Annotated in this window: 23 protein-coding genes; 12 read left to right on the top strand and 11 right to left on the bottom strand. The window is 59.4% G+C overall.

Annotated features, from left to right (window positions below):
* Positions 1–187: 187 nt before the first annotated feature.
* Positions 188–1,666, bottom strand: coding sequence for a sodium/pantothenate symporter (panF, locus tag JMJ95_RS05555; protein ID WP_290683483.1), 1,479 nt, complete (start codon positions 1,664–1,666; stop codon positions 188–190).
* The gene (locus JMJ95_RS05560) at positions 1,663–1,953 is read right to left on the bottom strand and encodes a YhdT family protein (RefSeq protein ID WP_290683485.1); all 291 of its coding nucleotides are present in this window, start codon (positions 1,951–1,953) and stop codon (positions 1,663–1,665) included. Before JMJ95_RS05560 ends, panF begins: the two co-directional genes overlap by 4 nt.
* 428 nt (positions 1,954–2,381) lie before the next feature.
* Between JMJ95_RS05560 and JMJ95_RS05565 the strand changes: the two genes are divergently transcribed.
* Genes JMJ95_RS05565 through JMJ95_RS05580 form a run of 4 tightly spaced genes read left to right on the top strand, consistent with a single transcriptional unit; the run spans position 2,382 to position 6,853 of the window.
* Complete coding sequence (locus JMJ95_RS05565; RefSeq protein WP_290683487.1) at positions 2,382–3,935, top strand: 2-isopropylmalate synthase; 1,554 nt, start codon at positions 2,382–2,384, stop codon at positions 3,933–3,935.
* The gene (locus JMJ95_RS05570) at positions 3,916–5,205 is read left to right on the top strand and encodes a 3-isopropylmalate dehydratase large subunit (RefSeq protein ID WP_290683489.1); all 1,290 of its coding nucleotides are present in this window, start codon (positions 3,916–3,918) and stop codon (positions 5,203–5,205) included. The genes JMJ95_RS05565 and JMJ95_RS05570 overlap by 20 nt, the downstream gene beginning before the upstream one ends.
* Positions 5,206–5,207: 2 nt before the next feature.
* Entirely contained in the window at positions 5,208–5,723 is a 516-nt protein-coding gene (locus tag JMJ95_RS05575) for a 3-isopropylmalate dehydratase small subunit (protein WP_290683491.1), read from the top strand.
* Positions 5,720–6,853: an isocitrate/isopropylmalate family dehydrogenase gene (locus tag JMJ95_RS05580; protein ID WP_290683493.1), complete on the top strand. Its 1,134-nt coding sequence runs from the start codon at positions 5,720–5,722 to the stop codon at positions 6,851–6,853. The genes JMJ95_RS05575 and JMJ95_RS05580 overlap by 4 nt, the downstream gene beginning before the upstream one ends.
* A 46-nt stretch (positions 6,854–6,899) precedes the next feature.
* On the opposite strand, the gene JMJ95_RS05585 is transcribed toward JMJ95_RS05580, so the two are convergent.
* The 6 genes from JMJ95_RS05585 to JMJ95_RS05610 form a co-directional block, all read right to left on the bottom strand.
* Positions 6,900–7,661: an aldolase/citrate lyase family protein gene (locus JMJ95_RS05585; protein ID WP_290683495.1), complete on the bottom strand. Its 762-nt coding sequence runs from the start codon at positions 7,659–7,661 to the stop codon at positions 6,900–6,902.
* A 74-nt stretch (positions 7,662–7,735) separates the two neighbouring features.
* A complete protein-coding gene (locus JMJ95_RS05590) occupies positions 7,736–8,653 on the bottom strand; it encodes an isocitrate lyase/PEP mutase family protein (protein ID WP_290683497.1) in 918 nt (305 codons plus the stop codon).
* A 49-nt stretch (positions 8,654–8,702) separates the two neighbouring features.
* Complete coding sequence (locus tag JMJ95_RS05595) at positions 8,703–9,983, bottom strand: TRAP transporter large permease (protein WP_290683498.1); 1,281 nt, start codon at positions 9,981–9,983, stop codon at positions 8,703–8,705.
* The gene (locus JMJ95_RS05600) at positions 9,977–10,492 is read right to left on the bottom strand and encodes a TRAP transporter small permease subunit (protein ID WP_290683499.1); all 516 of its coding nucleotides are present in this window, start codon (positions 10,490–10,492) and stop codon (positions 9,977–9,979) included. Before JMJ95_RS05600 ends, JMJ95_RS05595 begins: the two co-directional genes overlap by 7 nt.
* Before the next feature lie 93 nt (positions 10,493–10,585).
* Entirely contained in the window at positions 10,586–11,581 is a 996-nt protein-coding gene (locus tag JMJ95_RS05605) for a DctP family TRAP transporter solute-binding subunit (protein WP_290683500.1), read from the bottom strand.
* Between the two features lie 111 nt (positions 11,582–11,692).
* A complete protein-coding gene (locus JMJ95_RS05610) occupies positions 11,693–12,340 on the bottom strand; it encodes a GntR family transcriptional regulator (protein WP_290683501.1) in 648 nt (215 codons plus the stop codon).
* A gap of 207 nt (positions 12,341–12,547) precedes the next feature.
* On the opposite strand from JMJ95_RS05610, the gene JMJ95_RS05615 reads away from it, so the two are divergent.
* Positions 12,548–15,355 (top strand): UPF0182 family protein, encoded by a 2,808-nt coding sequence (locus tag JMJ95_RS05615; RefSeq protein WP_290683502.1) that lies wholly within the window; start codon positions 12,548–12,550, stop codon positions 15,353–15,355.
* Between the two features lie 156 nt (positions 15,356–15,511).
* Here the strand turns inward: JMJ95_RS05615 and JMJ95_RS05620 are convergent, their stop codons facing one another.
* Positions 15,512–15,979 carry a type II secretion system protein gene (locus JMJ95_RS05620; protein WP_290683503.1) on the bottom strand — a complete coding sequence of 156 codons (468 nt, stop codon included), beginning with the start codon at positions 15,977–15,979 and terminating at the stop codon, positions 15,512–15,514.
* A 366-nt stretch (positions 15,980–16,345) separates the two neighbouring features.
* Between JMJ95_RS05620 and JMJ95_RS05625 the strand changes: the two genes are divergently transcribed.
* Entirely contained in the window at positions 16,346–17,050 is a 705-nt protein-coding gene (locus JMJ95_RS05625; protein WP_290683504.1) for a transglycosylase SLT domain-containing protein, read from the top strand.
* Positions 17,051–17,443: 393 nt separating this feature from the next.
* On the opposite strand, the gene JMJ95_RS05630 is transcribed toward JMJ95_RS05625, so the two are convergent.
* Together JMJ95_RS05630 and JMJ95_RS05635 are read right to left on the bottom strand one after the other, a co-directional pair.
* Positions 17,444–18,640 carry a M20 family metallopeptidase gene (locus tag JMJ95_RS05630; protein ID WP_290683505.1) on the bottom strand — a complete coding sequence of 399 codons (1,197 nt, stop codon included), beginning with the start codon at positions 18,638–18,640 and terminating at the stop codon, positions 17,444–17,446.
* 93 nt (positions 18,641–18,733) lie between these two features.
* Positions 18,734–19,105, bottom strand: coding sequence for an SMR family transporter (locus JMJ95_RS05635; protein WP_290683506.1), 372 nt, complete (start codon positions 19,103–19,105; stop codon positions 18,734–18,736).
* A gap of 152 nt (positions 19,106–19,257) precedes the next feature.
* Here JMJ95_RS05635 and JMJ95_RS05640 point away from each other — a divergent pair, with 152 nt between their 5' ends.
* The 6 genes from JMJ95_RS05640 to JMJ95_RS05665 all read left to right on the top strand — a co-directional run bounded on the left by JMJ95_RS05640 (position 19,258) and on the right by JMJ95_RS05665 (position 26,228).
* The gene (locus tag JMJ95_RS05640) at positions 19,258–20,910 is read left to right on the top strand and encodes a phospholipid carrier-dependent glycosyltransferase (protein ID WP_290683507.1); all 1,653 of its coding nucleotides are present in this window, start codon (positions 19,258–19,260) and stop codon (positions 20,908–20,910) included.
* Between the two features lie 100 nt (positions 20,911–21,010).
* Positions 21,011–21,949: a glycosyltransferase gene (locus JMJ95_RS05645; protein WP_290683508.1), complete on the top strand. Its 939-nt coding sequence runs from the start codon at positions 21,011–21,013 to the stop codon at positions 21,947–21,949.
* Complete coding sequence (locus JMJ95_RS05650) at positions 21,942–22,862, top strand: formyltransferase (protein WP_290683509.1); 921 nt, start codon at positions 21,942–21,944, stop codon at positions 22,860–22,862. The genes JMJ95_RS05645 and JMJ95_RS05650 overlap by 8 nt, the downstream gene beginning before the upstream one ends.
* A 100-nt stretch (positions 22,863–22,962) precedes the next feature.
* The gene (locus JMJ95_RS05655; protein WP_290683510.1) at positions 22,963–23,973 is read left to right on the top strand and encodes a bifunctional UDP-4-keto-pentose/UDP-xylose synthase; all 1,011 of its coding nucleotides are present in this window, start codon (positions 22,963–22,965) and stop codon (positions 23,971–23,973) included.
* 12 nt (positions 23,974–23,985) lie between these two features.
* Positions 23,986–24,912 carry a polysaccharide deacetylase family protein gene (locus tag JMJ95_RS05660; RefSeq protein ID WP_290683511.1) on the top strand — a complete coding sequence of 309 codons (927 nt, stop codon included), beginning with the start codon at positions 23,986–23,988 and terminating at the stop codon, positions 24,910–24,912.
* Positions 24,909–26,228: a UDP-glucose/GDP-mannose dehydrogenase family protein gene (locus JMJ95_RS05665; RefSeq protein WP_290683512.1), complete on the top strand. Its 1,320-nt coding sequence runs from the start codon at positions 24,909–24,911 to the stop codon at positions 26,226–26,228. The genes JMJ95_RS05660 and JMJ95_RS05665 overlap by 4 nt, the downstream gene beginning before the upstream one ends.
* Positions 26,229–26,244 lie beyond the last annotated feature (16 nt).

Genomic DNA, 26,244 nt, shown 5'->3' on the forward strand with positions numbered 1-26,244 from the left:
AACCGACACGGATGTCGGTTTCACAAGCAGGCAACCGGCGAACGCAGGGAGCCGTGTTGATCGCTTGGGCAGTTGTCAAGGACGACAATCTGCACCCCCCGCCCAAGCGTTCCCCGGTGACACTCCCCGCTGCCTGCGGATTTAGGTCCCCTTGTCTGCCTTGCGCTGCTCACCGGTTTTCACCATCTCATTCTCCTCCCCAGAAAGCGGCGAGAGTCGCATCGTCCGGCTTTTTCCCGATATACGACCCGAGAATGAAGACGGCCAAGGCCACCGCTAAGGAAGGTACTATCTGGTGGGTTCCTCCGATCTGGATCTTGCCGATCATGAACCAGATGAAGGTCCCGCAGCCCGCCGCCATGGAAAGCAGCGCCCCCGCGGCATTGGCCCGTTTCCAGTAGAGTCCCAGCACGGTGGGCCAGAAAAAGACGGCTTCCAGTCCGCCGAAGGCGAAGAGATTGATCCACACCAGCAGCGACGGAGGACGGAGGGCCGCAAGGAAAACTATTGCGCCTATCGCCGCCGTGACGACCAGGCTCATCCGTCCCAGTTTCTCCGGCGTGACCGGGAGATTCTTTTTGACCGCATGATGGTGGTAGAGGTCCTTCACTATGGCCGCAGAGGAAATGATGAGCATGGAATCCACGGTGGACATGATGGCGGCAAGGGGGCCGGCGATGAAGACTCCTGCCCAGAAGGGGGACAGCAGCTTCACCGTTATGGTCGGCACGGCAAGATCGCCCACCTCGATCCCGGGCAGGACGGCTCTCCCGAGGGCCCCGACGAGGTGCATGGTCAGCATGAGGAATCCCACCACGAAGGTGCCGATGATCATGCCGTTGTTCATGGACCGGGCGTCACGGAAGCCCAGGCATTTCTGGGTGGTCTGGGGCAGACCGAGCACGGCGAAGCCGACCAGCACCCAGAAGGAGAGGATAAAGGGTCTGGGTATGGCGTTTCCCGGCCCTGTGGGGGTGAGAAGAGCTGGGTCCGTTTCCCTGAGAACGGCCATGATCCTGTCCATGCCGCCTCCGGCGTTCACGACCGCCCACAGCAGGGCCGCGGAGGCGCAGATCATGACGCACCCCTGGATGGTGTCGGTGATCACCACCGCCCTGAAACCTCCCACGGCAGTATAGATCACCACGGTGATGCCGAAGATGATGAGCCCGACGAGATAGGGGTAGCCCGTCACTGCCTGGAAAAGTCTCGCCCCGCCGATGAACTGGGCCAGCATGGAGGCCATGAAGAACACCAGGATGGCGAGGGAGGCGAGCACCACCACGAGTTCGTTTTTATAGCGGGCTCTCAGGTATTCCGTGATGGTCACGGCATTGACCTTCCGGGAGACGATGGCGAATTTCTTGCCGAGGACGCCCAGGGTGAGGAAGGCCGTGGGCACCTGAATCATGGCGAGAAGGATCCAGCCGAGGCCGAGCTTGTAGGCCACACCCGGCCCGCCGACGAAGCTGCTGGCGCTCGTGTAGGTGGTGATCACCGCCATGGCCAGGACGAAGCCCCCCATGGACCGGCCGCCGATGAAGTACTCCTCGAGAAAGCCCTTTGCGTCGGACGGTTTGGCGGCGGCCCGCTTTCCCCACACTGCGACGGCGAAAACGAGGACGAGATATACTGCCAGGGGCAGAATCATGTCCATGTTGTTCATCCCTTACTGCCTCCCGTCTCTTCGGGATCGGTCCCCTCGATGGAATCCTCGGAGAAGAAGAGGCGCACCACCACCCATACCAGGAGGGAAATGCCGATGTACCCCACGATGCAGCTGTAAAAGAACCACGACGGCAGCCCGAGGACGTAGGTATATTCCCCCGGATCTCCCGAGCCGAGACCGTAAGCTGTAAAATACCACCATGCAAAGAACAGGACATACATGCCGATGGATATGACGGCCTCACGGTTCGCCCGTCGGTACCGGCTGTCTTCTTTGAACTTCACTTCGCCCACCTCCGTTTTCCTTGTCTGTGCCGCACTTCTTTTTTTCCGTGCTTTCCATATTACAGTAAAACCCCTCTCTTTGAAATTCCTGAAAAAGAGAGATTCCGGCGAATTCCAGCCCATATTTTGAAAATACCCCTTTTATCTCTCTTTTGCTTTGGTATTGACATTTCAGGAATCCTTCCCCAAAATGATCGAAACTTACCAAGCCCCGAAGAAAGGAGGGAACCAGCCATGAAAGGATCAGTTCAGTACATTCGTACCGTATCCTCTTCTCTGTGCCTCCTCCTCGGTTGCCGGTTCCCCCCTGGAACGCCGGCAGCCTGGTAAGCTGCGGAACGGCATTCCCGGGCCGGAACCTCTCTCAAGGAGGTTCCGGCCCTTTTTTTATCCCCGGCAGCGGGGACAGTATGAAAGGAGAGACGTACATGACGGAGAACCACATGGTACGGATATTCGACACCACTCTCCGGGACGGAGAACAGGCAGCGGGGATCAACCTGAACAGGGAAGAGAAGCTTCAGGTAGCCCTCCGGCTTGCGAAGATGAACGTGGACATCATCGAGGCCGGCTTTCCCGCTGCCTCCCCCGGCGATTTCGAGGCGGTGAAACTCATAGCCGACACGGTAAAAGGCCCTGTCATCGCCGGTCTCGCCCGGACCAGGAAGGAGGATATCCGCTCGGCCGCCGAGGCGGTCCGGAGCGCCGGAAGGGGTAGAATCCACACCTTCATCGCCACGAGTCCCATCCACATGGAGTTCAAGCTGAAGATGACCCCCGAACAGGTTCTCGGTGAAGTCGGGCAGGCGGTGACCTATGCCCGCTCCCTCGTGGAAGACGTGGAGTTTTCAGCCGAGGACGCGAGCCGATCCGACACGGTTTTCCTTGCCCAGGTCTTCCGCACGGCCGCCGACTGCGGAGCCTCCACCCTCAACATACCCGACACGGTGGGATACGCCGTTCCCGAGGAATTCGGCGCCTTCGTGAGGGCGGTCATCGAGGCAACGGACCGTCCCGGGGTGACCTGGTCGGTGCACTGCCACAACGACCTCGGCATGGCTGTGGCGAACTCAATGGCGGCCGTGCGGGCAGGAGCCCGGCAGGTGGAGTGCACGGTGAACGGCCTGGGGGAACGGGCCGGAAACGCGTCCCTGGAAGAAGTGGTCATGGGGCTTCGGACCAGGAGAGACAGCTACGGCTGCGAAACATTCCTGGACACGACGAAGCTCTGGGACATCAGCTCCCTGGTGTCGAGGATGACGGGATTCCCCGTGCCCCCCAACAAGGCCGTCGTCGGCTCGAACGCCTTCGCCCACGAGGCAGGCATCCACCAGCACGGCGTGCTCTGCAACCGGGAGACCTACGAGATCATGAACCCCGAGGACGTGGGTGCCCCGGGCAGCAGGCTCGTCCTGGGCAAACATTCGGGAAAGCACGCCTTCCGGCAGAGAGTGGAAGAGATGGGTTTCTCCCTCTCAGAGGAGAAACTCACCGAAGCCATGGCTCTCTTCAAAACCCTGTGCGACAGGAAGGAGATCGTCACCACAGAGGACCTCGAGGCCATGATCAACAACGAAATCCTCTCAGCTGCGGAAAGCCGCAGGATCGTCCTGAAGACCTTCCTCGTTCAGGTGGGACGGGGACACGGGACCGCCACGGTAACCCTGGAGGACGGCGGCCGGGAGGCCACGGACGCGGCCACGGGCAACGGGCCGGTGGACGCCGCCTACAGGGCCATCCGCCGCATCGTCGGCATCGAGCCGGAGCTGGAGAACTATTCCATCCGCTCGGTCACCGAGGCCTCGGACGCCACCGGGGAAGCGAGGATTACCCTTTTCTTCGAGGGAATCCGGGTTTCCGGCCGGGGAGCCGGCACCGACGTCATAGAAGCGAGCATCAAGGCATATATCGACGGAATCAACCGCCTCTTCCAGAAGGCGGTATCGAAAGGAGTGCGTTTGTATGGGAAGAACGTTGGTTAGCGCAATCATAGCGGCTCATTCGTCGCAGAAGGCCGTAGAGGGGGAAATCTGCCAGGTGAAGGTGGATTTCGCCTTCGCGAACGACATCACCGGGGCGCCTGCCGCGGCGGCGTTCCGTGAGATGGGGGCGGAAAGGGTGTTCGACCCTGAGCGGTGTGCCCTCCTCCCCGACCATTTCACCCCCAACAAGGACATCGCTTCGGCGGAACAGACCAAGAACGGCAGGGAGTTCGCCAAAGAACAGGGAATGCTCTACTGGGAAGTGGGCAGGGTGGGCATTGAGCACGCCTTCCTTCCCGAAAAGGGCTATATCCTCCCGGGGGACATCGTCCTCGGGGCGGACAGCCATACATGCACCGGCGGCGCCCTTGGCGCTCTCTCCACCGGTGTGGGAAGCACGGACCTCGCTGCCGTCTGGGCCCTTGGAGAAACATGGCTCAAGGTGCCTCCCACCATCCGGGTCGATTTTCGGGGAAAGCGCCCCGGGTGGGTGACCGGCAAGGATATGATCCTCTCCCTCATCGGACGCATCAGCGTCCAGGGAGCCAGGTACATGGCCCTCGAGTTCGGCGGCGAGGGAATCGAAAACCTGCCCATGGACGACAGGTTCACCATTGCCAACATGGCCGTGGAAGCCGGCGCCAAAACGGGAGTCTTCGTCCCCGACGAGAAAACCATCGAGTACGCCCGGTCGAGGGCGGCCCGGGAGTTCACACCCCGCTACCCCGACAGTGACGCGGTCTATACCCGCCGGGAGATCTTCGACTTTGACGAGATGGACCCCGTGGCGGCCATGCCCCACTCCCCCGACAACGTGAAACCCGTCCGGGAGTGCGGATCGCCCGAGATCGACCAAGTGTTCATCGGGGCCTGCACCAACGGCCGCTTTCGAGACGTCGAAACCGCGGCGAAGCTGATGGAGGGGAAAAAAGTGGCCCCCAACGTACGGTGCATCGTCATCCCGGCCTCCTACGAAGTCTACAACGCCGCCATGGACAAAGGGTATCTCCGCATCTTCACCGAGGCCGGAGCCGTGGTCTGCACTCCTACATGCGGTCCCTGCCTCGGAGGGCACATGGGCATTCTCGCCGCAGGCGAACGGTGCGTTTCCACCAGCAACCGCAACTTCGTGGGCCGCATGGGCAGCCCGAAGAGCGAGCTGATCCTCGCCAGCCCCCTCACCGCGGCCGCGAGCGCCGTTACGGGAAGGCTCACCGATCCGAGGGACGTTATGCCGGAAGATTTCTTCAAGAATCTGGAGGGGAAATAACCATGACGAATTCTTTTTCAGGAAAAGCGTGGAAATACGGAGATCATATCGACACTGACGTGATCATTCCCGCCCGCTACCTCGTCTCCAGCGACGAGGCCGTACTGGGGAAACACTGTATGGAGGACATCGACAAGGACTTTGTCCGCAACATGTCCAAGGGCGACATGATCGTCGCCGGGGAGAATTTCGGCTGCGGTTCCTCAAGGGAACACGCCCCCCTGGCCATCAAGGGTGCCGGGTGCAGCTGCGTCATCGCGGCCTCCTTCGCCCGGATATTTTACCGGAACGCGATCAACGTCGGCCTTCCCATCTTCGAGTGCCCCGAGGCTGCCGCCTCCATCGAAACGGGGGATGAGGTGGCCGTGGACCCCGTCGCCGGGACCATCGAGAACCGGACCAAGGGAGTGACCTTCCGGGTGGCCCCCTTCGCACCCTTCCTCCAGGAGCTTATCAGCGTAGGCGGTCTCATCCCCTACGCCCGCAGGCGGATCGAAGAGCGGAGGAAGAGAGCATGAGCGGAAAGGACTACGTGGTGGCCCGGATTCCCGGAGACGGCATCGGCCCCGAGGTCATCGGCGAAACATCGCGGATCCTCGAGGCGGCGGGCCGGAAGCACGGATTTTCCCTGACCTGGGCCGACTACCCCTTCGGCGCCGACCATTACCTGAAGACAGGGGAAATCCTGCCTGCCTCCGCCGTAGACGAGATGAGTTCCATGGACGCCCTGCTCCTTGGTGCGGTGGGAGACCCCCGGGTCAAGCCGGGAATCCTCGAAAGGGGGATTCTCCTCACCATACGGTTCCACTTCGACCAGTACGTGAACCTCCGGCCTGCGAAGAGCTATCCCCGGGTTCCCCTTCCCGTGGCACCGAAGGGAGGAAAGGGGCTGGATACTCTCGTCGTCAGGGAGAACACGGAAGATTTTTACATCGGCATCGGCAGCAGGACGGAAAAAGGGACGGCGGACTTCAGCCTTGACACGAAACGGGGGCTCTATTCTCTCGAGGGTAATCTTAGAGGGACCTTCTCCGGAGGCGTGGAAGGGGCCTTCCAGCTCGGAGTGGCCTCCGAGCCGGGCGTCCGCAGGGTGGTAGCCTATGGATGCAGGGCGGCAAAGGCCCGGGGCGAGGAGAAAATCACCCTGGCGTCAAAGTCGAACGCCCTCCCCCAGATCTACGGTTTCTGGGAGGACATCGCCAAAGACGAGACAGCCCGCCACGGCGTGGGGCTCGGCATAGTGAACGTGGACGCCATGTGCTACCACCTGGTGCGCACCCCTGACCTGTACGGGGTGGTGGTGGCCCCCAACATGTTCGGCGACATCGTGAGCGACCTCCTCGCCGGGCTGGCCGGAGGCCTCGGGGTGGCCGCAGGAGCCGACATCGGCGACGGCCTTTCCATGTTTGAGCCCATCCATGGGTCGGCCCCGGACATCGCCGGGACGGGAAAGGCCAACCCCATTGCCGCCATCCTCACGGGGGCCCTCCTGCTTGAGCATATCGGGGAGCGGACCGCCGCGAAAGCCGTGGAGAACAGTCTCACCGCCTTCCTTGCGGAAGCGGCTCCCGGGGATCTTCCCGTGGAATTCGGCGGACAGGGAACGACCCGCGCCGTGGGAGAGGCCATACTGGAACGGATCCGGTGACGTAAAAAAGCCCGGTGCGGCGAATTCCGCACCGGGCTTTTTTACGTCAGGCCCTAATCCCCCCGACAATGTTTCTGCAGACTTCCGCGAAGATCAGGCTGTCCATGCTGTAGGCTATGTAGGAAAACCCCTGTTCAATCCTGGCCTTTGCCTCCTCCACCGACCCCACGAAGATCCCCGCAGGCTTTCCCGCTTTTTTCGCCGTGGCCAGGGCCCTGGCCACGGCGTCGACCATCACGGTATGATAAATCTGCCCCGGAATGCCGAAAGACTGGGAGAGATCGTAGGGACCGACGAATATGACGTCCACGCCGTCCACGGCGGCAATGCCGTCAAGGCATTCAAGCCCCTGGCGATTTTCGCAGTGGACGACCACCAGGGTCTCTCGGTTGGCCTCCTCGAAGTACTCCGCCATGCCGGGAACGAAGCCGTACCGGGACGACCTGGTGAGGCACGCCCCCCGGTCGCCCTTCGGAAAATACTTGGCTGACCGGACCACGTTCTCCGCCGTTTCGGGAGAGTTCACCTGGGGCACCTGGATTCCCGCCGCCCCCACGTCGAGGGTTCGGAGAATGGTGGTGGGCGCCGTATCGGTCACCCGGACGATGGGGGCCATTCCCCGGAGCTCCGCGGCCCGGATCATGTGCTGGATGGATTCGGGGCTCCCTGGGCCGTGCTCCGTGTCGATGATGCAATAGTCGAACCCTGCGAGCCCAGCGATTTCCACGAGGTCGGGGCAGTTGAGGGTGATGAAGGTCCCGAGCGCGACCCCGCCCTCGGCAAGTTTCCGCTTCAGATGGTTGATCACTTGGTATCCCTCCGTTGGAGTAATAATCTCAGAGCTTTTCCATTATATACTCCGCGCTCCGTTTCCCGGCAACCTTACTCGACGATTTTCTTCTTCCCCCGATATTTTTCCTCCAGGACGCTCGGTGGAATGTACTTCTCCTCCATTTCACGAATTTCGTCCAGCCGGACCAGTTCGGCGAACTCCCTGAAGGTGAAGAGCCGGTCAAGATACCCCTCGGAGACGCCTTCTTTCCGGATCTGCGTCATTACCTCGTACATACCCCTCGCGGCAGCGAACAGGGCCGACAGGGCGGGAACGATCATCTTGAAGCCCATGGCCTCCGCTTCCTTTACGGGAACGAGAGGAGTCTTCCCCCCCTCGATGAGGTTGAGCATGAGGGGCACGCCGATTTCCTTCACGGCCCGTTCCATCTGCTCCCGGGTCTCCAGGGCCTCCACGAAGACCATGTCGACACCGGCGGCAACCGCAGCTTTCGCCCGGTCGAGGGCATCCTCGAATCCCGTGACGTGGATGGCGTCCGTCCTGTACATTATCACCACATCGGGGTCAAGTTCATTCCGTGCGTCGATGGCTGCCCGAAGCTTCCCCATCATCTCCTCCCTGGAGATGACCTGCTTGCCCTCCATGTGGCCGCAGCGCTTGGGAGACACCTGGTCCTCCATGAAGAGGCCCGCCGCTCCGGCCCAGATGTACTCCCGGACGGTCCTGTCGGCGTTCACGGCATTGCCGAAGCCGTTGTCGGAGTCGCCAAGGACGGGAATTCTCACCGCCCGGGTGATGGATTTCAGCTGGGCGGCCATCTCGGTGAGGGTCAGCAGGCCGATGTCAGGCTGACCAAGCCTGACAGCCGCCGTTCCATACCCGGAATGGAAGACCGCTTCGAAACCTGCCATTTCACAGATCCTGGCGCTCAGCGAGTCATACACCCCTGGAACAACAACAGCGCCGGGTCGTTCGAGGAGGGTTCTCAGCTGTTTTGACGTTTTCATAGGTCGTCTCCTTTCATTATAAGAACGCCGGCGGAGGAAACCCCGCTCCTCAGTGCATGACCGAGGGAAGCCAGGTGCTCATTCCGGGGAACGCGATGACGAGTATGAGGAAGAAAATCATGATCACAAGGAAGGGGAAAACCCCGGAGATGATATCGCTCATCCGGATGTCCTTCCTGAGGCTGTTGATTACGTAGAGGTTCATTCCCACCGGCGGCGTGATGAGGGCCAGCGTCATGTTCACCGTCACCACGATGGCGTACCAGATCGGGTCGATGCCCAGGGCGTGAAGAATGGGGGTGACCAGGGGCATGGTGAGGAGGACGATGGACACCGTCTCCAGGACGCACCCCAGGATCATCATCAGGACGTTCATGGCGAGGATGAACATGAGGACCGAGAAGTTGTTGCTGATGATCAGTTCCGTGAGCTTCTGGGGAATCATCAGCAGGGTCATGACCCTGCCGAAGAGCACGGCGCCCGCGATGATAATGGCGATCATGCAGGATGTGGTCACGGACCGGAGGCAGATGGCCGGAATGTCACTGAGCTTCAGCGTTCGGTACACCACCAGGGTGATGAAGAGCCCGTACACCAGTCCCACCGCCGCCGCCTCCGTGGGTGTAAAGACCCCGGTATAGATGCCGCCGATGATGATGAAGGGAAGGAGAATTCCCCAGAAATTTTTCCTGGTGATCCGAAGCCGTTCGCCCCACGATGCTTTTTCCATGGGAGTGAACCCGCCTCTCCGGCTCTTGTAAACGGCGTACACCACAAAAAAAGCGGTCAGCAGAAGACCGGGAACGACACCGGCGATGAAGAGCTTGCCGACGGATTCCTCCGTGATAGAGCCGTAGAGGATCAGGGGGATGCTCGGCGGTATGAGAATGCCCAGGGTCCCTCCGGCCGCGAGAAGACCGAGGGTGAATTTCTTGTCATATCCCCGTTCGATCATGGCGGGGTAGGCCACCATGCCGATGGTGGCCGCCGTGGCCGCTCCCGAGCCCGTGATGGCGGCAAAGAAGGCGCAGGCGAGGATCGTGGCGATGGCGAGTCCTCCGGGAAGATGCCGTACCCAGGCGTTCATGACGTCGAAAAGATCGTCCCCGATCCGTCCGTCGAGAAGGATCTGGCTCATGAGGACGAAGAGAGGAATGGAGAGGATGGTGAAACTGTCCAGGGACGAGAAAATGGTCGCCCCCACGATCTTCATGGGAAGGTCGAAGAGAGCGATGAGCATAAGGGATGTGCCCCCGAGGGAAAAGGCCACCGGGAGCCCCATGAAGAGAACGCCGACGAGCAGGAGTACCACCATGGAAAAGCTCAGCATGACTGTCCCTCCTCATGTTTTCCGAAGACGGAGTTGAAGCGGTCGACGATGATGATGGCGAACTGGAGGGTCAGGAGGGCGAACCCGAGAAGGAGGGCCATCTGGGGAATCCACATCGGCACCCGGAGAAGGGTCGCCGAAACCTTGTTATAGCCTATGGAGGCCACGATCATCTCGTAGGCCTGCCATGTGATGACCGCGCAGAAGATCATCCCCGCCACGCTGGTTATCATCTCCAGGAAGTGCTGGGTGCGGAGGGAAAGATGCTCGATCACGAGGTCGATACGGACGTGTTTGCCTTCCTGGAGAGTGTAGGCTCCCCCGGCGAGCATGGTCCACATAAAGAGATAGATGGACATCTCCTGGGCCCAGATTGTGGGGGACCGGAAGAAATACCGGCAGACCACCTCGTAGAAGAGCACGAGCCCCATGAGGAGAATGCCGAGACCGCTGACGTACCCGAGGATCAGGTTGCCCTTTTCCACAGCGTTGCGAATGATTTTGAACATGCGAGACTGCCCCTTTGCTCGTATTTGAGAAAAGAAGCGGGAGGGACTCCCCTCCCGTTTCGGAAATCCTGGAACTCGTTCTTCGGGGAAATATTACTTTGAAACCGTTATGGCCATCTCGATAAGTGTCTGACCGACTTCTCCTGTCTTTTCACCGAAGGCCTTGCGTACAGACTCGGTGGCCTTCACGAAGGCTTCCCGTTCTTCAGCGGTGGGAACGTAAATTTCCACACCGGCCTCGCGGATAACCTTTTCTGCCGCGTTTTCAGACTCGGCGATGGCTCCGCGGATCCATTCCTCGGCATCGTGTCCGGCTTTCATGACGGCCTCCTTGAGCTCGGCGGAAAGGCCGTTCCACCAGTCGAGGTTGCCCTGAACGGCAAACTGGGCGGTGGTGTAATTCGCCATGGTCATGAACTTCTGAACTTCATGCACTTTCCGGGAAACAGCCGCCGGCATGCCGGTGGTTGCTCCGTCCACGGTGCCCCTCTGGAGTGCCATGTACATTTCGGAGGAACTCATGACGGTGGGGGCTGCGCCCAGGACTTTCAGGGTTTCTGCATCACCGCTGCTGAAGGTTCTCATGGTCAGGCCCTCGAAATCCTCGGGCTTTTTCAGGGGGCGCTTGTTGTTGAAGAACTGGATGTAGCCGTAGTCAACCCAGAAAAGGTTTTTGACGCCCTTTTTCTGGAACTCTCCGTCGAGAATCTTGTCGGCGCCGGCCGCAAGGAACTTTTTGGGGGACTCGAGATCCTTAAACACGAAGGGCATCTCGAAGACGTCGGCGATGGGAATCATGCCCGACCACTTGTTCACGGGCACAAGGCCTGCCTCGATAAGACCATCCTGAAGGGCTTCCACGATTTCAGTGTCCTTGAAAAGCTGGGCGGAGTCGAAGATCTTCACCGTAAGCTCGCCCTTGGAATACTCGGCCACTTTTTCCGCAAACACGATGAGGCCCTTGGAAACGTGGTGGGACGGGGGGAACTGGTTCGAAAGCTTGATCTCGGCTTTTGCGAACGCGGAGCCGCAGAAGAGCCCGAGGGCTAGAACCATTGCCGCTGCTGCAGTGAACGTTTTTCTGAACATAGTGTCACTCCTCCTCATATAGGTTGCATCGGTACAAACGGAACCGGAATCTGCGCCGGCACTGACTGCGTATACATTGAAAACGCCCGGTGACATCACTCCCTTTTCTCCTCATATGCCGGAAGCTTCAACCTTCTCCCGCTTCCTCAGCCTTCTCTGAAAATAGCTGTAGCGCCTGCTCTCCCGCAAAGCATCGAGATCCCCTTCCTTCAGGGACCGGATAATCTTCAAATGCTCCCGGGCCGAATAGGCCAGTTCCTCCTCACTTTCAAGGTACTGCACCATTGCCTGCTGAAGCTGAAAATACACGCTCCTGAGAATCCGGATGGTCCAGGGCCTCCCGGAACGTTCCGCAATAAAGAGATGGAATTCGAGATCGATCCTGCTGAAAGCGATGACCTTCTCGTCTTTCTCCATGGAGCTCGACGCGACGGCAAGCAGATCATTGAAAAGGCTGTTCATCCGTTCGCAGTCATCGTCGGAAAGAAGCCTCTCCTTGACCAGTGCCTCGAAAACCTGGGTTTCGAGGGCGAAACGGATATCATACAGCTCCTCCACGTCCTCCGGGGAAAAACCGAGGACCATGGAACCCTTCCTTGGGATGGACCGCACAAGTCCCTGCCCTTCGAGCTCCTTCAGGGCCTCTCTCACCGGGGCACGGCTGATGTTCAGCTCCCTGGCCAGCTCCTCCTCGCGGATAAAGGTCCCCTGGGGGTATTTCGCTGAAATGAGAAGCTCGCGGCGGAGAAAATCCGCCACTTCCTTCGCGAGCGACTGATGGTTCGCTATGCTGTTTATGGAGAAACCTCCCCTGCTTAACCTATCGTCTACTGTCGACAGACGGTTATATAGGTACCACTGCACTGACGGTCTGTCAAGAAAATCTCATAGTGTATAATGTATCCATAAAACGTATCCGCCATCTTCGTTTTGACATCCCGGGAAAGTACTATAGAATGAATCATTATGACAAAAAAAGACTGGTTCCCAAACAACGAATGGTTCCCTGGGGAGGACTCCTCCCCGAAGCGCCCGTTCCCTTCCTTTCCGTTCCGCATCAACAAGGGCATCCTGCTCGCCGGAGGAGCCGCGGTTGTGCTGTTTGTGCTTCTTCCTGTCCTTGCGGATTTCTATACGGATTATCTCTGGTACGATACCGAAGGATACGGTTCCGTCTTCTGGACCCGTCTTCTTGCTCGACTTCCCCTCTTCGGGGCGGGGTTTCTGCTCTACGCCGCCTTCCTGTGGCTGAATCTCTCCGCAGCCAGGAAAAACCTGAGGGCGCTTTACCCCGAACAGGAGGGGCTTCTGGGAGCGAAGGCGGCAGGAGTCGCCGTCGCGGCGGCCGCTTTGTTCCTCGGCTTCACCAACGGTGCGGCCATGACCGGGGAGTGGACCATGGTCCTCCGGTACTTCCACGGCACCCCCTTCGGCGTGACCGACCCCATCTTCGGTCATGACATCGGTTTCTACGTCTTCGGTCTTCCTTTCTGGAGATTTCTCCACGCGAAAGCCCTGAACATCGTTTTCCTCTGCCTTGTGACCGCGGGAGGCGCCTATGCGGCCTTCCTTCTGCCGAGGAACAGGGATCTGGCGTCCCTTTCCGTCCCTGCAAAAATGCGGAACCACCTTGTCCTTCTTGCCTCCGCAGGAGCTTTCCTCTGGTCGGCCGGGTATCTTCTGGACAGGTACGACCTGCTGTTCTCCCCTACCGGGGTGGTTTTCGGGGCAGGGTATACGGACGTGAACGCCGAACTCCTCGCCCTGAACGTTCTTGCGGTCCTTTCGCTGCTTCTCGGTCTCTCCCTCCTCGTGAGCCTTCTCCGGAAGACATGGAAATTCTCCCTGGGACTTGCGGGACTCGTCCTGGTCACGGCAGTCCTGCTGCAAGGCGTTTACCCTGCCGTGGTGCAGAAGTATTTCGTGGGACCCAACGAGTTCGAACGGGAGAAGCGGTTCATCGAGTACAACATCGATGCAACCCTCAAGGCCTACGGACTCTCGAACATCGCCCTGAGAACGGTCACCCCTGACGATTCCATCACTTGGGAAAACGTGGAGCAGAACAGGGACACCATCGACAACATCCGGCTCTGGGACCATGCCCCCCTTCTGAGAAGCTACAAGCAGCTCCAGGAGATCAGGACCTACTATGACTTCTCCAACGTGGACATCGACCGGTACACCTTCGACGGAGAGTACCGGCAGGTCATGCTCTCACCGAGGGAACTGGACCTCAAGGGCTTGCAGAACCCCACCTGGATCAACACCCGCCTCGAGTTCACCCACGGCTACGGCATCGTTATGAACCCCGTCAACGAGGTCGCCGGCTCGGGACTGCCCAGGCTCTGGGTCCGGGACATTCCGCCGAAGACGGACGTCCCCCTCTCCATCACCAGGCCGGAAATCTACTATGGGGAGAAACCGAGCTCCTACATTTTCGTGGGGACCACCGTGAAAGAGTTCGACTACCCCATGGGAGAATCAAACGTGCGCACCACCTATGAAGGAAAGGGCGGTGTCCCCATGGGCACCCTGTTCCGGAGGATTCTCTATGCGATCAAGTTCGCCGACTTCAAGATCCTTTTCTCCGATGTCTTCACCGAAAACAGCCGGGTGAAATACCACCAGAACATCCGGGAGAGACTCACCCGAGTGGCGCCCTTTCTCTATTTCGACCGGGACCCCTACCTCGTGGTCTCCGAAGGACGGCTCGTGTGGATGCAGGATGCCTACACGGCCGCCGACAGGTACCCCTACTCCCAGCCCGTCTCCCTCGGCAGGGGAGGGACGATCAACTATATCCGGAACAGCGTGAAAGCCACCGTGGACGCCTATGACGGTACCATGAAGTTTTTCGTCTCCGACCCTGACGACCCGGTGCTGAAGGCATGGAGCGGCGTTTTCCCCGGCCTCTTCCGCCCCATGTCCGAGATGTCTTCGGGCCTGAAGGCCCACCTCCGGTACCCCCAGGATCTTTTCAGCATCCAGAGCGAGATCTACAGGATCTACCACATGACCGACGCCAATACCTTTTACAACAAGGAAGACTCGTGGGATCGCAACAGCAGCACCGACAGAAAGGGCATCATCGAGGCCTACTACGTGAACATGCGCCTTGTCGGGGAGGAGAGATCGGAGTTCGTTCTCATCACTCCCTTCATGCCCGTCAACCGGGACAACATGATCGCGTGGATGGCGGGACGCTCCGACGGGGACAATTACGGTGAACTGCTCGTCTACCAGTTCCCGAAGCAGAAGCTCATCTACGGTCCCTCCCAGGTGGAGGCCCTCACGAACCAGAATTCCGAGATTTCCGCCCAACTCTCCCTGTGGGGCCAGAGGGGATCCTCCGTTATAAGGGGCAATATGACCGTCGTACCGGTAGGCAACGGAATCCTCTACATTCAGCCCCTGTACCTCAGAGCGGAGAACAGCGAACTCCCCGAACTGCGCCGTGTCATCACCTCCACCGGAGGCAAGGTTGTATGGGGAGAAACGCTGGATGATTCCCTGGTCCGCCTCCTCGGTCCCTCCGACGGCCGGCCCGCTCTCCCCTTACCCTCTGCGGGCGAGACCCCGCTCCGACCCGTCCGTCCTGAAGGCGAATCTCCGGCCCTCTCCGTTCTTGCCGGGGAGGCTTCCGATGCCTGGGACGCGGCAAGAAAGGCCCTCCGGGAGGATGACTGGGAGAAGTATGGACGGGAAATGAAAAAACTGGAGTCGGTGCTGAAGGAAATGCAGGAGATTTCGGCTCAAAACTCTCAAAACTGAGGAAGAAAAAGAGAAAGAGAACCACGTCGGGCCGGTTACAGTCGGGGGTTTCTGGTTCCCGCCGTACCGGCCCGGGGTTTTATTTCAAGGAAGAAAAAAGAGGGGAAGAAAGCTGCCCCTCCCTGAAAAACTGAGCTCAAAACATGGCCGCCGGAATCAGCGGACCTTCATCTCCACCTTGGTTCCCTCTTCAGTGTACGAGACGGGGGTAGCCGGCGGGACTGAAGTTCCCTCCTTGAGCAGACCGGATGAATCGGCCATGAGGGCCAGTTTTTTCTTCACTCCGGGGGATTTGCCCTTGTTGTTCGAGAGATCATAGCGGATAAAGGCATACTCGTCCCCGCTGGACATGAGGCTGAAATTTTCCAGGGAGGCTCCTCCGAACAGCCGTTGTATCTCGGCGTCATCAGAGGTACGTTCCGGCCACCGTCCCTTTTCCAGCTTGAAAATAACCATGGCGGATTTCATGGACCGCATATCGCTGAGGATGACGGTTGCCTCCGCCTTGTCCTCGGCGTTGTTCATGAGAAGGAGCATGGTCGAAGTGAGAATCCCGACGATGATGATGACGATAAGAAGCTCCACCAGGGTGAATCCTTTTTTCTTCCATGCATTTTCCGCCACGATGACCCCTCCGGAAGAATGGGATTAAAAGCTCTACGTTTTCTTATTCTATAGATTCAAACCTAATGTGGCAACACAAAAAAAGGACGAATCCTCTTTTTTGTTTTTTTATTTTATCGCATTCAAAGCTAACGTAAGTTCAGGAAATCCTTTGAAAATGATATTTTCCGGTTGATTTTCCACTTTTTGTACACATTTTTACGGTAATTTTCAGATACCCTTTTTCAGTATGAACTTTTCTCATGAAAAGGTTAACTTTTTTGGACAAAATTTGCCAAAAAACACCTTTGAGTTATAATCAAAAACCCTTCCGGGAGTTCTCTTTCTGCGGAAGGAATTTTTTCTCCTGAAAAGGGAGGGAGCACCATGAAACACATGATCCGGAAAAGCATGGCCGCTCTTCTGATACTTTCATCGGCTGGATTTCTCCTGACAGCCGCCATGGGACAGCACGGAAGCTCTTTCTTTCCCGCACTGCACCTTCCGGGACAGTGGGCCGATGAGCCTGAAACAGCGGCTCTCGTGCGGAAAACCGCGTCCGCCCTCGCGTCGCCCGCCCTTTCAGCGGCCGGAGCCGCCCTTGACGCACACAGAACGGCATGCACGGCCATTGCGGCAGCCACGGAAAGCATAGGTTCCCTTTCCCGGTTCATCCGGTCCCAAAACGGGGACGTGAGTCGTGAATCCTCCCTCGTGCAGGCCAACGCATTCTGGAAGTACTCCCTGAAGTACAATGTTCCTCTTGACCTTCTCGTGGCAGTAGCCAACACGGAAAGCCATTTCCGCCCCGAGGCGCGGAGCCCGGCTGGGGCGGCGGGGGTGATGCAGGTCATGTGGAAGGTCCACGCCGGGCTTCTCCAGGCGAACGGCATCATGACAGACGAGGATCTCCTCGATCCGGAGATGGGCATCGCGGCGGGAAGCCTTCTCCTCTCGCGTTATATCAAAGCCTACGGCGACACGAAAGCGGCCCTGGGGCGCTACTACGGGGGATCGGCCACGGTGTACTGGAGCCGGATTTCCAGGAACCTGGTGAAGGTCAAGAACGCAAAGGTGGTTGCGGCGTTTTGACCGGAGAAGGGACCCTAAATCCGCAGGTTTTTCAGGCAGAGGGAGTGTCACCGATGCCTGCGGATTTAGGGGGACTGCCCTCGATCGTTTTTAATTCCCGCGCTGTGATAGAATCCCTCCGGGTAAGTTACGGGAGGGATTCTTCCTTCAAGTCACGTAAAAACCGGCGTGGAATCGGACACCGAGGGCCACGGCTCGGACATCTTCGTCATCTTCGTCTACAGCCCCTTCAACAACGGCGGGGATTCCTGGCCCAAGGGCGCGTTCAGGGTGGAAATTTTCGTCGACGACAGGACCGACCCGGACCAGATCATAGACTTCGAGGCCGAACAGGACGGCAGAAAAAAAGGATTTCCGGGGAGTTCCCCGGAAATCCTTTTTTTCTCGTCTCCGCTAGCTGGAACGTTCGGTCATCCGGACAGCGAAGGCCGCGAGGAGAGCTGCGCCGGAGGGGAGGACGTCGTCGTTCACGTTGAATTTGGGATTGTGGTGCTGGTTGCCCGTTCCCTTTGCCTCGTCCGCTATGCCCAGGAAGACGTAGGCGGCAGGGACTTTTTCACCGTAGTAACTGAAGTCCTCGGACCCCATGGCTACGGGGACTTCCTCGATGTTTTCCTCTCCGAGCATTTCTGCCGCCGCGGACCGCATTACCGCCGTCACTTCAGGATCGTTCACCGTGACGGGATAGATGGGGGTATAGGTAAGTTCGGCGGTGCATCTCATGGCGGCGCAGATGCCGTCGGCGACCCTTTTCATGATGCCCTCCATCTGGGCCCGAACGTCCCGGCTGGTGGTCCGCACGTTTCCGGCCACCCTCGCCGTATCAGGGATGATGTTGACCGCCGTCCCCGCTTCCATTTTTCCTACGCTGAGCACCACCGTCTCCTGGGGGTCCATCTCCCTGCTCACCACCGTCTGGAGCGTCGAAATCACCGTTGCGGCAGTCACCGTGGGGTCGATGGCCTTGTGGGGCATGGCGCCGTGGCCGCCCTTTCCCTGGATCTTGAGATCCCAGATATCAGCGGAGGCCATGATGGGCCCCACCCGGCAGCCGAGTTTCCCCGCCGGGAGGAGGGACCAGACATGGAGCCCTCCCACGGCGTCGACACCGTGCAGGGCTCCTTCCTCAATCATTTTCGGGGCGCCGGAATTGTACCCCGCTTCCTCGGCGGGCTGGAAGAGGAACCGAACCGTGCCGGAGAGATCATCCTTCATGGAGGCGAGAATCTCCGCCGCGCCGAGGAGGATGGCGGTATGGGCGTCGTGGCCGCAGGCATGCATGACGCCCGGGCGGGTGGAGCGGTAGGGAAGATCGTTTTCCTCTTCGAGAGGAAGGGCGTCCATGTCACCCCTCAGGGCAACGCACGGCCCCGGCTTCGCACCCCTGAGGTCCGCCGCTACGCCGCTTTCGGTACCGCCGAAGCCCCTCCGGATGTTCTCAAGGCCGAGGTTCACGAGGTATTCCTCCACGAAGATGGATGTCTCCTTTTCCTGCCAGGGGAGTTCGGGGTTGGCGTGGAATTTCCGCCGCAGTTCCGTGAGTCTCCCGGAAAGGGAAACTGCTTTTCTCATGATGGGCGAGTCAGTCATAACGTAGGTTCTCTCCTTTCTCCTTGTGCGGTTCGTTGCTTTTTTCCGTCGTTCCGGCGGAGAGTCTCTTCCGCCTGATTTCCCCGTTCCTGTTCAGCCTTTCATCGAAATCAGCCAGATGCCCGCCAGGATGGCCGCCATTCCCGCGAGGCGCCAGAGAGAGACCTGTTCCGAAAAAAAGACCACGGAAACGCACAGGACCAGCAGGAACACCAGCCCGGCCATGAAGGGATAGGCAAGGGAAAGATCGGTTCTCGTCAGCGCCGCGCTGAGAAAGATGAAGGATATGCCGAAACATCCCACCCCCGCAGCAGCCCAGGGATTGAGGACGATGCGGAGTACGGCGTTCACCGCTCCGCCGTCGAGCAGATCCTTCTGGTGGCCGAAGGCCAGCTTCATGAGGGTATTCGCCGAGGCGTTGAAGACCGCCGATCCGGCAAGAAGCAAAATTGTGAGCCTGTCCATGGACATACCTCTCTTTCAGGTGCATTGAAGGATTATACTCCATGATACTTCCAAAAACGGAGGGACTTCGTATAGAATTCTTCCACACCGGGAAGAGTATCATGTAGAATAAAATTCCCGGCTTCAACTTATTCTCCGGAAGGATGGGTTCGATGAATTTCTCTCGCCCAGGCGGCGCCGCAAAACTGCTTCTTCTCGTTCTCCTGTCGTTTTCTCTCTATTTCTGGGGGCTCGGCAGCTACGGTCTCCTCGAACCAGACGAGGGACGGTACTCCGAAATCCCCCGGGAGATGCGGGAGACGGGGGACTACATTACCCCAAGGCTTAACTATATCAAATACTTCGAAAAGCCGGTGCTTCACTACTGGCTCACCGCTTCCGCCCAGGCGGTTTTCGGGGAAAACGAGTTTTCCGGCCGCTTCTGGCCGGCCCTCCTCGCCCTCGGCGGCGTCCTTCTCACCTACCTGACGGCGAGGTCCATGTTCGACCGTGATACGGCGCTGTACTCGTCGGTCATCCTGACCACGAGCCTTGTCTATTTCACCTTCTCCCGGATCAACATCACCGACATGCCTCTCTCCTTCTTCCTCACCGCAGCCATGACGGGTTTCTGGTTCGGCCTGCAAAAGGACAGGCGCTTCTACCTGCTTCTCTACGGGGGAGCGGCCCTCGCCCTTCTGACCAAGGGGCTCATCGGCATCGTCCTGCCGGGCGGGATCATCTTCTGGTACATGGTCCTCACCAGGCGGTGGGACATCGTCCGCTCGGCCCTCTACCTTCCCGGCATCATCCTCTTCGCCGCCCTCTCCCTCCCGTGGTTTGTTGCGGTCTGCGTCAAAAACAGCGATTTTTTCTACTTCTTCTTCATCCGGGAGCATTTTCTCCGCTACGCGACGAAGATGCATGGGAAGTACGAACCGGTGTGGTTCTTCATTCCCATCCTGGTTGCGGGACTTTTCCCGTGGACGGGCCTGCTGCCCGGAGCGATCAGGTCTGTGCTGCCCTCCCGGATCCGCGCCATCGGTACGGAAAAGAGGGAGGAACTCTTCCTCTTCCTGTGGTTTGCCGTTATCTTTCTTTTTTTCTCCCTGTCGAGATCCAAGCTCGTTCCCTATATCATTCCCGTGTTCCCGCCCCTCGCCGTTCTCATGGGAAGGGTTTTCCGGGAAATCGTCTCCGACGGCGACGGGCGGGGGATGAAATGGTTCCTCCTGTGGAACAGCGCTTTTCTTGTTCCCTTCATCCTGGCCCTCTTTGTGTATCCCTTCTTCAACAGCCGGATTTCGGCAGGCAGGCTGCTGCCCTACACCCTTCCCGTAGCTCTCGCTCTCTCGGCCTTCGTCGCCGCGGGGTGGTACTTCTACAGGAAGAGCCGATTCCGCCTTCCGGCCCTCTTCCTCTGCCTTCTCGCCTTCCTTGTCATGTTCTCCTTCAGCAGGGTGTTCACTCTCTATGACGGACTGATTTCCGCCAGGGACCTGGCCGGAATCGTGGCCGAACTCCGCCGCCCCGGGGACGTGATCGCCCAGTACGGAAACTACGATCAGGGACTCCCTTTCTACCTGAAGCAGCGAATCGTCCTCGTCAACTATCTCGGCGAGCTCGAGTTCGGAGCGAAGCAGGAAGAGGACCCCTTCTGGTTCATCGGTACGGAGCAGCTCCAGGAACTCTGGAGGGGGAACAGGAGGGTGATCCTGGTGATCAACTCGGAGCATGAGAAGACAGTTTTCGCCCTGCTCGCCCCCAACATTTCCTCGGTCGCGGCGAGGACGGAACGGCGGATTATCCTGGTGAATCACCCCTAGGAGCATTTTTCAGGAAAGCGCCGGCGGATCTGCCCGCCGAACTTAAAAAAACCCATTCTGCGTTCCGGGGAAAAGTCCCCGAAAAAAGGAGATGTCCGTCATGCCTGAACCAGGCCTCGTTTCTGTGGTCATACCTGTGTACAACGAGGAAGAATGCCTGCCCCACCTTTTTCCCCGCCTTCGTTCCGCCCTGGAGGGGATGAACCGGCCCTATGAGATCATCTTCGTGAACGACGGCAGCAGGGACAGGTCCCTCCAGCTGCTCTACGAATTTTACAAGGAGAACCCGAAGACCGTCCGCATCATCGACTTCAACGGCAATTTCGGCCAGCACATGGCCATCATGGCCGGTTTCGACCATTCTCGTGGGGAGATCATCATCACCCTGGACGCCGACCTCCAAAATCCGCCGGAGGAAATCCCCCGGATCGTGGCGAAGATCGACGAGGGGCACGACGTGGTGGGAACGGTCAGGCAGAACAGGCAGGACCCGAAATTCCGCAAGATAACGTCCAGGATCGTCAACTCCATCACCAACAGGATCACCGGTCTGAACCTGAACGATTACGGCTGCATGCTCCGGGGCTACAGGCGGGATATCGTCAACATCATCAACCAGAGCTGCGAAAGCACCACCTTCATCCCCGCCCTGGCCCAGAAGTTCGCCGTGAATCCCGTGGAGATCCCCGTGGGCCACGCAGAGCGGGAGCACGGTACCTCGAAGTACAGCATCTTCCGGCTCATCCGCCTCAATTTCGACCTCATGACGGGATTTTCCCTCTTTCCCCTCCAGGCGGTGACCATGATCGGCATGGCCGTGTCGGCACTGAGCTTCCTCTTCGCCATTTTCCTCCTTCTGCGTCGCCTCATCGTGGGCCCGGAGGCGGAAGGTGTCTTCACCCTGCTGAACATCAACTTTTTCCTCATGGGAATCACCATGTCCTGCGTGGGCATCACCGGCGAGTATATCGGCCGGATCTATTCCGAGGTGCGCAAGCGGCCCCGGTACGTCATCCGGCGGGAATGGGACCATGACTGACCTCCGGGCGGCGGTTTTCGCCTACAGCGAAGTGGGGTACGTCTGCCTCGAGGAACTGCTCCGGAGGGGAGTGACGGTGGAGGTCCTCTTCACCTACGAGGACGACCCCGGCGAGGAAATCTGGTTCCCCTCCGTGGCGAAGCTGGGCCGCGAGGCGGGCGTCCCTGTCCATACCCCCCCTTCCCTGGGGGACGATGAATACGAGCTTCTCCTCTCCCTCCGCCCCGACGTGATCTTCTCCTTTTACTACAGGTCCATGATCCCGGAACGATTCCTGCGGATCCCGCCCCTGGGGGCCTTCAACATGCACGGCTCCCTGCTGCCGAAATACAGGGGGAGGGCCTGCATCAACTGGGCCGTCCTCAAGGGGGAGCATGAGACGGGAGCAACCCTCCACCGGATGGTCAGGCGCGCCGACGCCGGGGACATGGTGGACAGGGAGCGGGTTCCCATTCTCTTCGAGGACACCGCCTTCGACGTGGGAAAGAAGGTCGCCGGGGCAGCCAGGCTCCTGATCGCACGAAATCTTGACGCCATCGCCGCAGGGACCGCGCCGCGCATCCCCCAGAACGAGGCGGAAGCCACCCTCTTCGGGAGGCGCACCCCCGCCGACGGGAAGATCGACTGGCGAGGGAGCGCCCATGAGATATACAATCTTGTCCGGGCCGTGACCCATCCCTTTCCCGGAGCCTTCGCCTTCCGGGAAGGGAAAAAGCTCTTCGTCTGGAAAGCCCTGCCGGAGGAGTGGCCGGACGACGGTACGCCTCCGGGCACGGTTCTCTCCCGATCACCCCTGAGGGTGAAAGCCGGAACAGGCTGCATCCTCATCCTCCGCGCCCAGTTCGAAGGAGAATCGGAGCAGGAGGGCGGAACCATCGGCGGGACATTCTGCGAGGGCTCCCTGCTGGAATAACCCCCGTTCCCCAGGGAGCGCGAGAACGTGATATACTGCACGGGGCGAAGGGTGCCCTTCGTTCAAGGAACAAAAGAACAGCGTTGGGAGGTTTCAAAAAGTGAACATACTGATTCTCGGGGCCAACGGCTTCATCGGATCCCACCTCATCGAAGGCATTCTGCACACAACGGACTGGAAGGTAAACGCCTTTGACCTTTCAGGAATGAACCTCGAAAAATTTGAAGGGAACCGAAATTTCTCCTTCACCCAGGGGGACATCTTCACCGCCGATGACTGGATGAGAAAGACCGTAGCGGAAAGCGACGTGGTCCTCCCCCTCGCGGGAATCGCCAAGCCGGCCTACTACCTCAGCAAGCCCCTCTGGACCTTCGAGCTCGATTTCGAACAGAACCTGAAGATCGTCCGCATGTGCGTGGACGCGAAGAAGCGGGTCATCTTCCCATCCACTTCCGAAGTTTACGGCATGAGCAGCGACACCGTCCTCAAGGAAGACGAAAGTCCCCTCATCGTGGGCCCCATCTGCAAGATGCGCTGGATCTACAGCTGCGGCAAGCAGATGATGGACAGGGTCATCGCAGCCTACGGCCAGGAAAGGGGACTCCGGTACACCCTTTTTCGCCCCTTCAACTGGATCGGCCCCAGGCTCGACACCTTCAGGGACGCCGAGGAACGGACCGCCCGGTCCATTACCCAGATGGTCTTCGATGTTCTCTCCGGCAGGCCCATCACCCTCGTCAACGGCGGTGAACAGCACCGGAGCTTCACCTACGTCTCCGACGGCATCGACGCCCTCCTGGCCATTATCGCTGATGAAAAGGCCTGCGACGGGAAAATCTTCAACATCGGCAACCCGGGCAATAACGCATCCATAAAGGAACTGGCCCACCTGGTCATCGACATCATGAAGGGAATCCCCGCCTTCCGGGAAGCCGCCGAAAGCGCGAAGTTCACCGTCTTACCTGCCGAGCGATATTACGGCAACGGCTACGACGACATGCAGAACAGAGTTCCCTCCATCGAGGCCATCGGCAAAGCCCTGGGCTGGGCTCCGAAAATCCCCCTCCGGGAAGCTGTGGAGAAGACCATTCTCAGTTACGTCGAAGGATAGGAGGGATATTCCGTGGCAGAAACTATTCTCGTCATCAAGACGGACGTGGACACCCGGAAGGGGTACCGGGAAGGAGTCCCGAGGCTGCTCGAGATCTTCAGGACCCGGAACATCACTGCGTCCTTTTTCTTTTCCTTCGGTCCGGACAACTCGGGCAAGGCCATCCGGCGCATCTTCCGCAAAGGATTCCTCAAGAAGATGCTCCGGACAAAGGCGCCGTCCACCTACGGATTCCGCACCCTTCTCTACGGCACCCTCCTTCCGGCCCCCCTCATCGTCCAGCCCGAACCTGGAATCTTCATCCGTGCGGTGGAGGAAGGGCACGACTGCGGCATTCACAGCTGGGACCACGTAAAGTGGCAGGACCGGCTTCCCCGCCTCACCGAGGAGCAGATCCGGGAGGACTTCCGGAAAGCCATGGATCTCTTCGAGCTTTACACCTCCCAAAAGCCCAAGAGCTGCGCCGCCCCGGGGTGGCAGGTCACTCCCTCAAGCCTGGCGGTCCAGGACGAACTGGGCTTCGACTACTGCAGCGATATCCGGGGATCGGGCTACGCCTTCCGCCCCCGCATGGAAGGGAGAACCTTCAAGACCCTGCAGATTCCCACCACCCTTCCCACGCTGGACGAAGTCTACGGCAGGGAAGACATTCCCGGGGACGGGATCGTCGACTTCTATCTCGACCAGCTCCAGCCCGGCCTCAATGTCCATACCATCCACGCTGAAATGGAAGGGCGGTCCCAGAGCGCCCTCTTTGAAAAATTTCTCGACGGCTGCGCCGCGAGAGGGGTCACGTTCCGCACGCTCCACGACGTCGCCTACGAGATCTCCGTCCGGAAACCTCTCGTCCACGTGTGCAACGTGGTTCCCGGAGAGCTTCCGGGAAGATCCGGAACGGTGGCCGTCCAGAAGTGCGCCAGGGAGGAGGGCAAAGAATGAAGCTCGCCGTGGTGGGCACGGGATACGTCGGCCTGGTGACCGGCGTCTGCCTTGCGAAATTCGGAAACGACGTGGTCTGCGTCGATACAAACGCAAAAAAAATAGAGGCTCTCTCCAGGGGAACAGTCCCCTTTTACGAGCCGGGACTCGAGGAGATCATCCGGAACAACCTGGAGGCGGGGCGGCTTTCCTTCTCCACCGATCTGCCCTCCGCCCTCGACGACGCCCTCATGTGCTTCATCACTGTGGGCACTCCCTCCCTCGAGGACGGGAGTGCCGATCTCTCCGCAGTAAGGTCCGTGGCCGAGACTATCGGCCGTTCCATGAAGGACTACAAGCTCGTGGTGGTCAAGTCCACAGTCCCGGTGCGCACATGCGACTTCGTCCGGCAGACCGTGGCCGCCGAGCTCGGGAAGCGGGACGAGGACATCCCCTTCGACGTGGCGTCGAACCCGGAATTCCTCCGGGAGGGCGCCGCCGTCCGGGACTTCCTCGAACCGGACAGGGTGGTGGTGGGAGTGGACTGCGACCGCTCAGCTGAAATCATGAAGGAGCTCTACAGCTTCCTCCCCCCAGAAAAGATCATCTTCATGGACATCCGCTCGTCGGAAATGACCAAGTACGCCGCCAACGCCATGCTCGCCACGAGGATCTCCTTCATGAACGAGATCGCCGCCGTCTGCGAGCGTCTGGGAGCCGATGTGGAAAAGGTCAGGATGGGCATGGGTTCCGATGCCCGCATCGGGTACGCCTTCCTCAACGCCGGGTGCGGCTTCGGCGGCTCGTGCTTCCCGAAGGACGTCAGGGCACTGAAGGAGTTCGCCCGGAAGGAAGGGCTGGAAATGCAGATACTCCAGGCGGTGGAAGAGGTCAACGAACGGCAGAAACACGTCCTCTTCGGCAAGCTCCTCCGACACTTCGGCTGCCTGAAGGCAAAGACCATCGGCATCTGGGGGCTCTCCTTCAAGCCGAAGACCTCGGATGTCCGGGAGGCGCCCGCCCAGGCCCTCATCGCCGACCTCGCCGCAGCGGGAGCCAAAGTGCAGGCCCATGACCCGAAGGCCATGGACGAAACCAGGGAGGCCCTGGGAGACCTCCAGGGCGTTCTCTACGTCAACAACCAGTATGACGCCGTCAACGGCGCCGATGCCCTGGTGTTGGTCACCGAATGGGACATCTACAAGCAGCCCGACTTCAAAAAGATACGGTCCCTCCTCGCCTCTCCCGTGATTTTCGACGGTCGGAACCAATACTCCCCGGCGGAGATGAAGAGGCAGGGCTTCGTCTATTATTCCATCGGCCGCGGAACGGTCTGACTGACTCCCCCTTCCG

Origin of the sequence: Aminivibrio sp. (assembly GCF_016756745.1) — a bacterium.
In the GTDB taxonomy this organism is placed as follows: domain Bacteria; phylum Synergistota; class Synergistia; order Synergistales; family Aminobacteriaceae; genus Aminivibrio.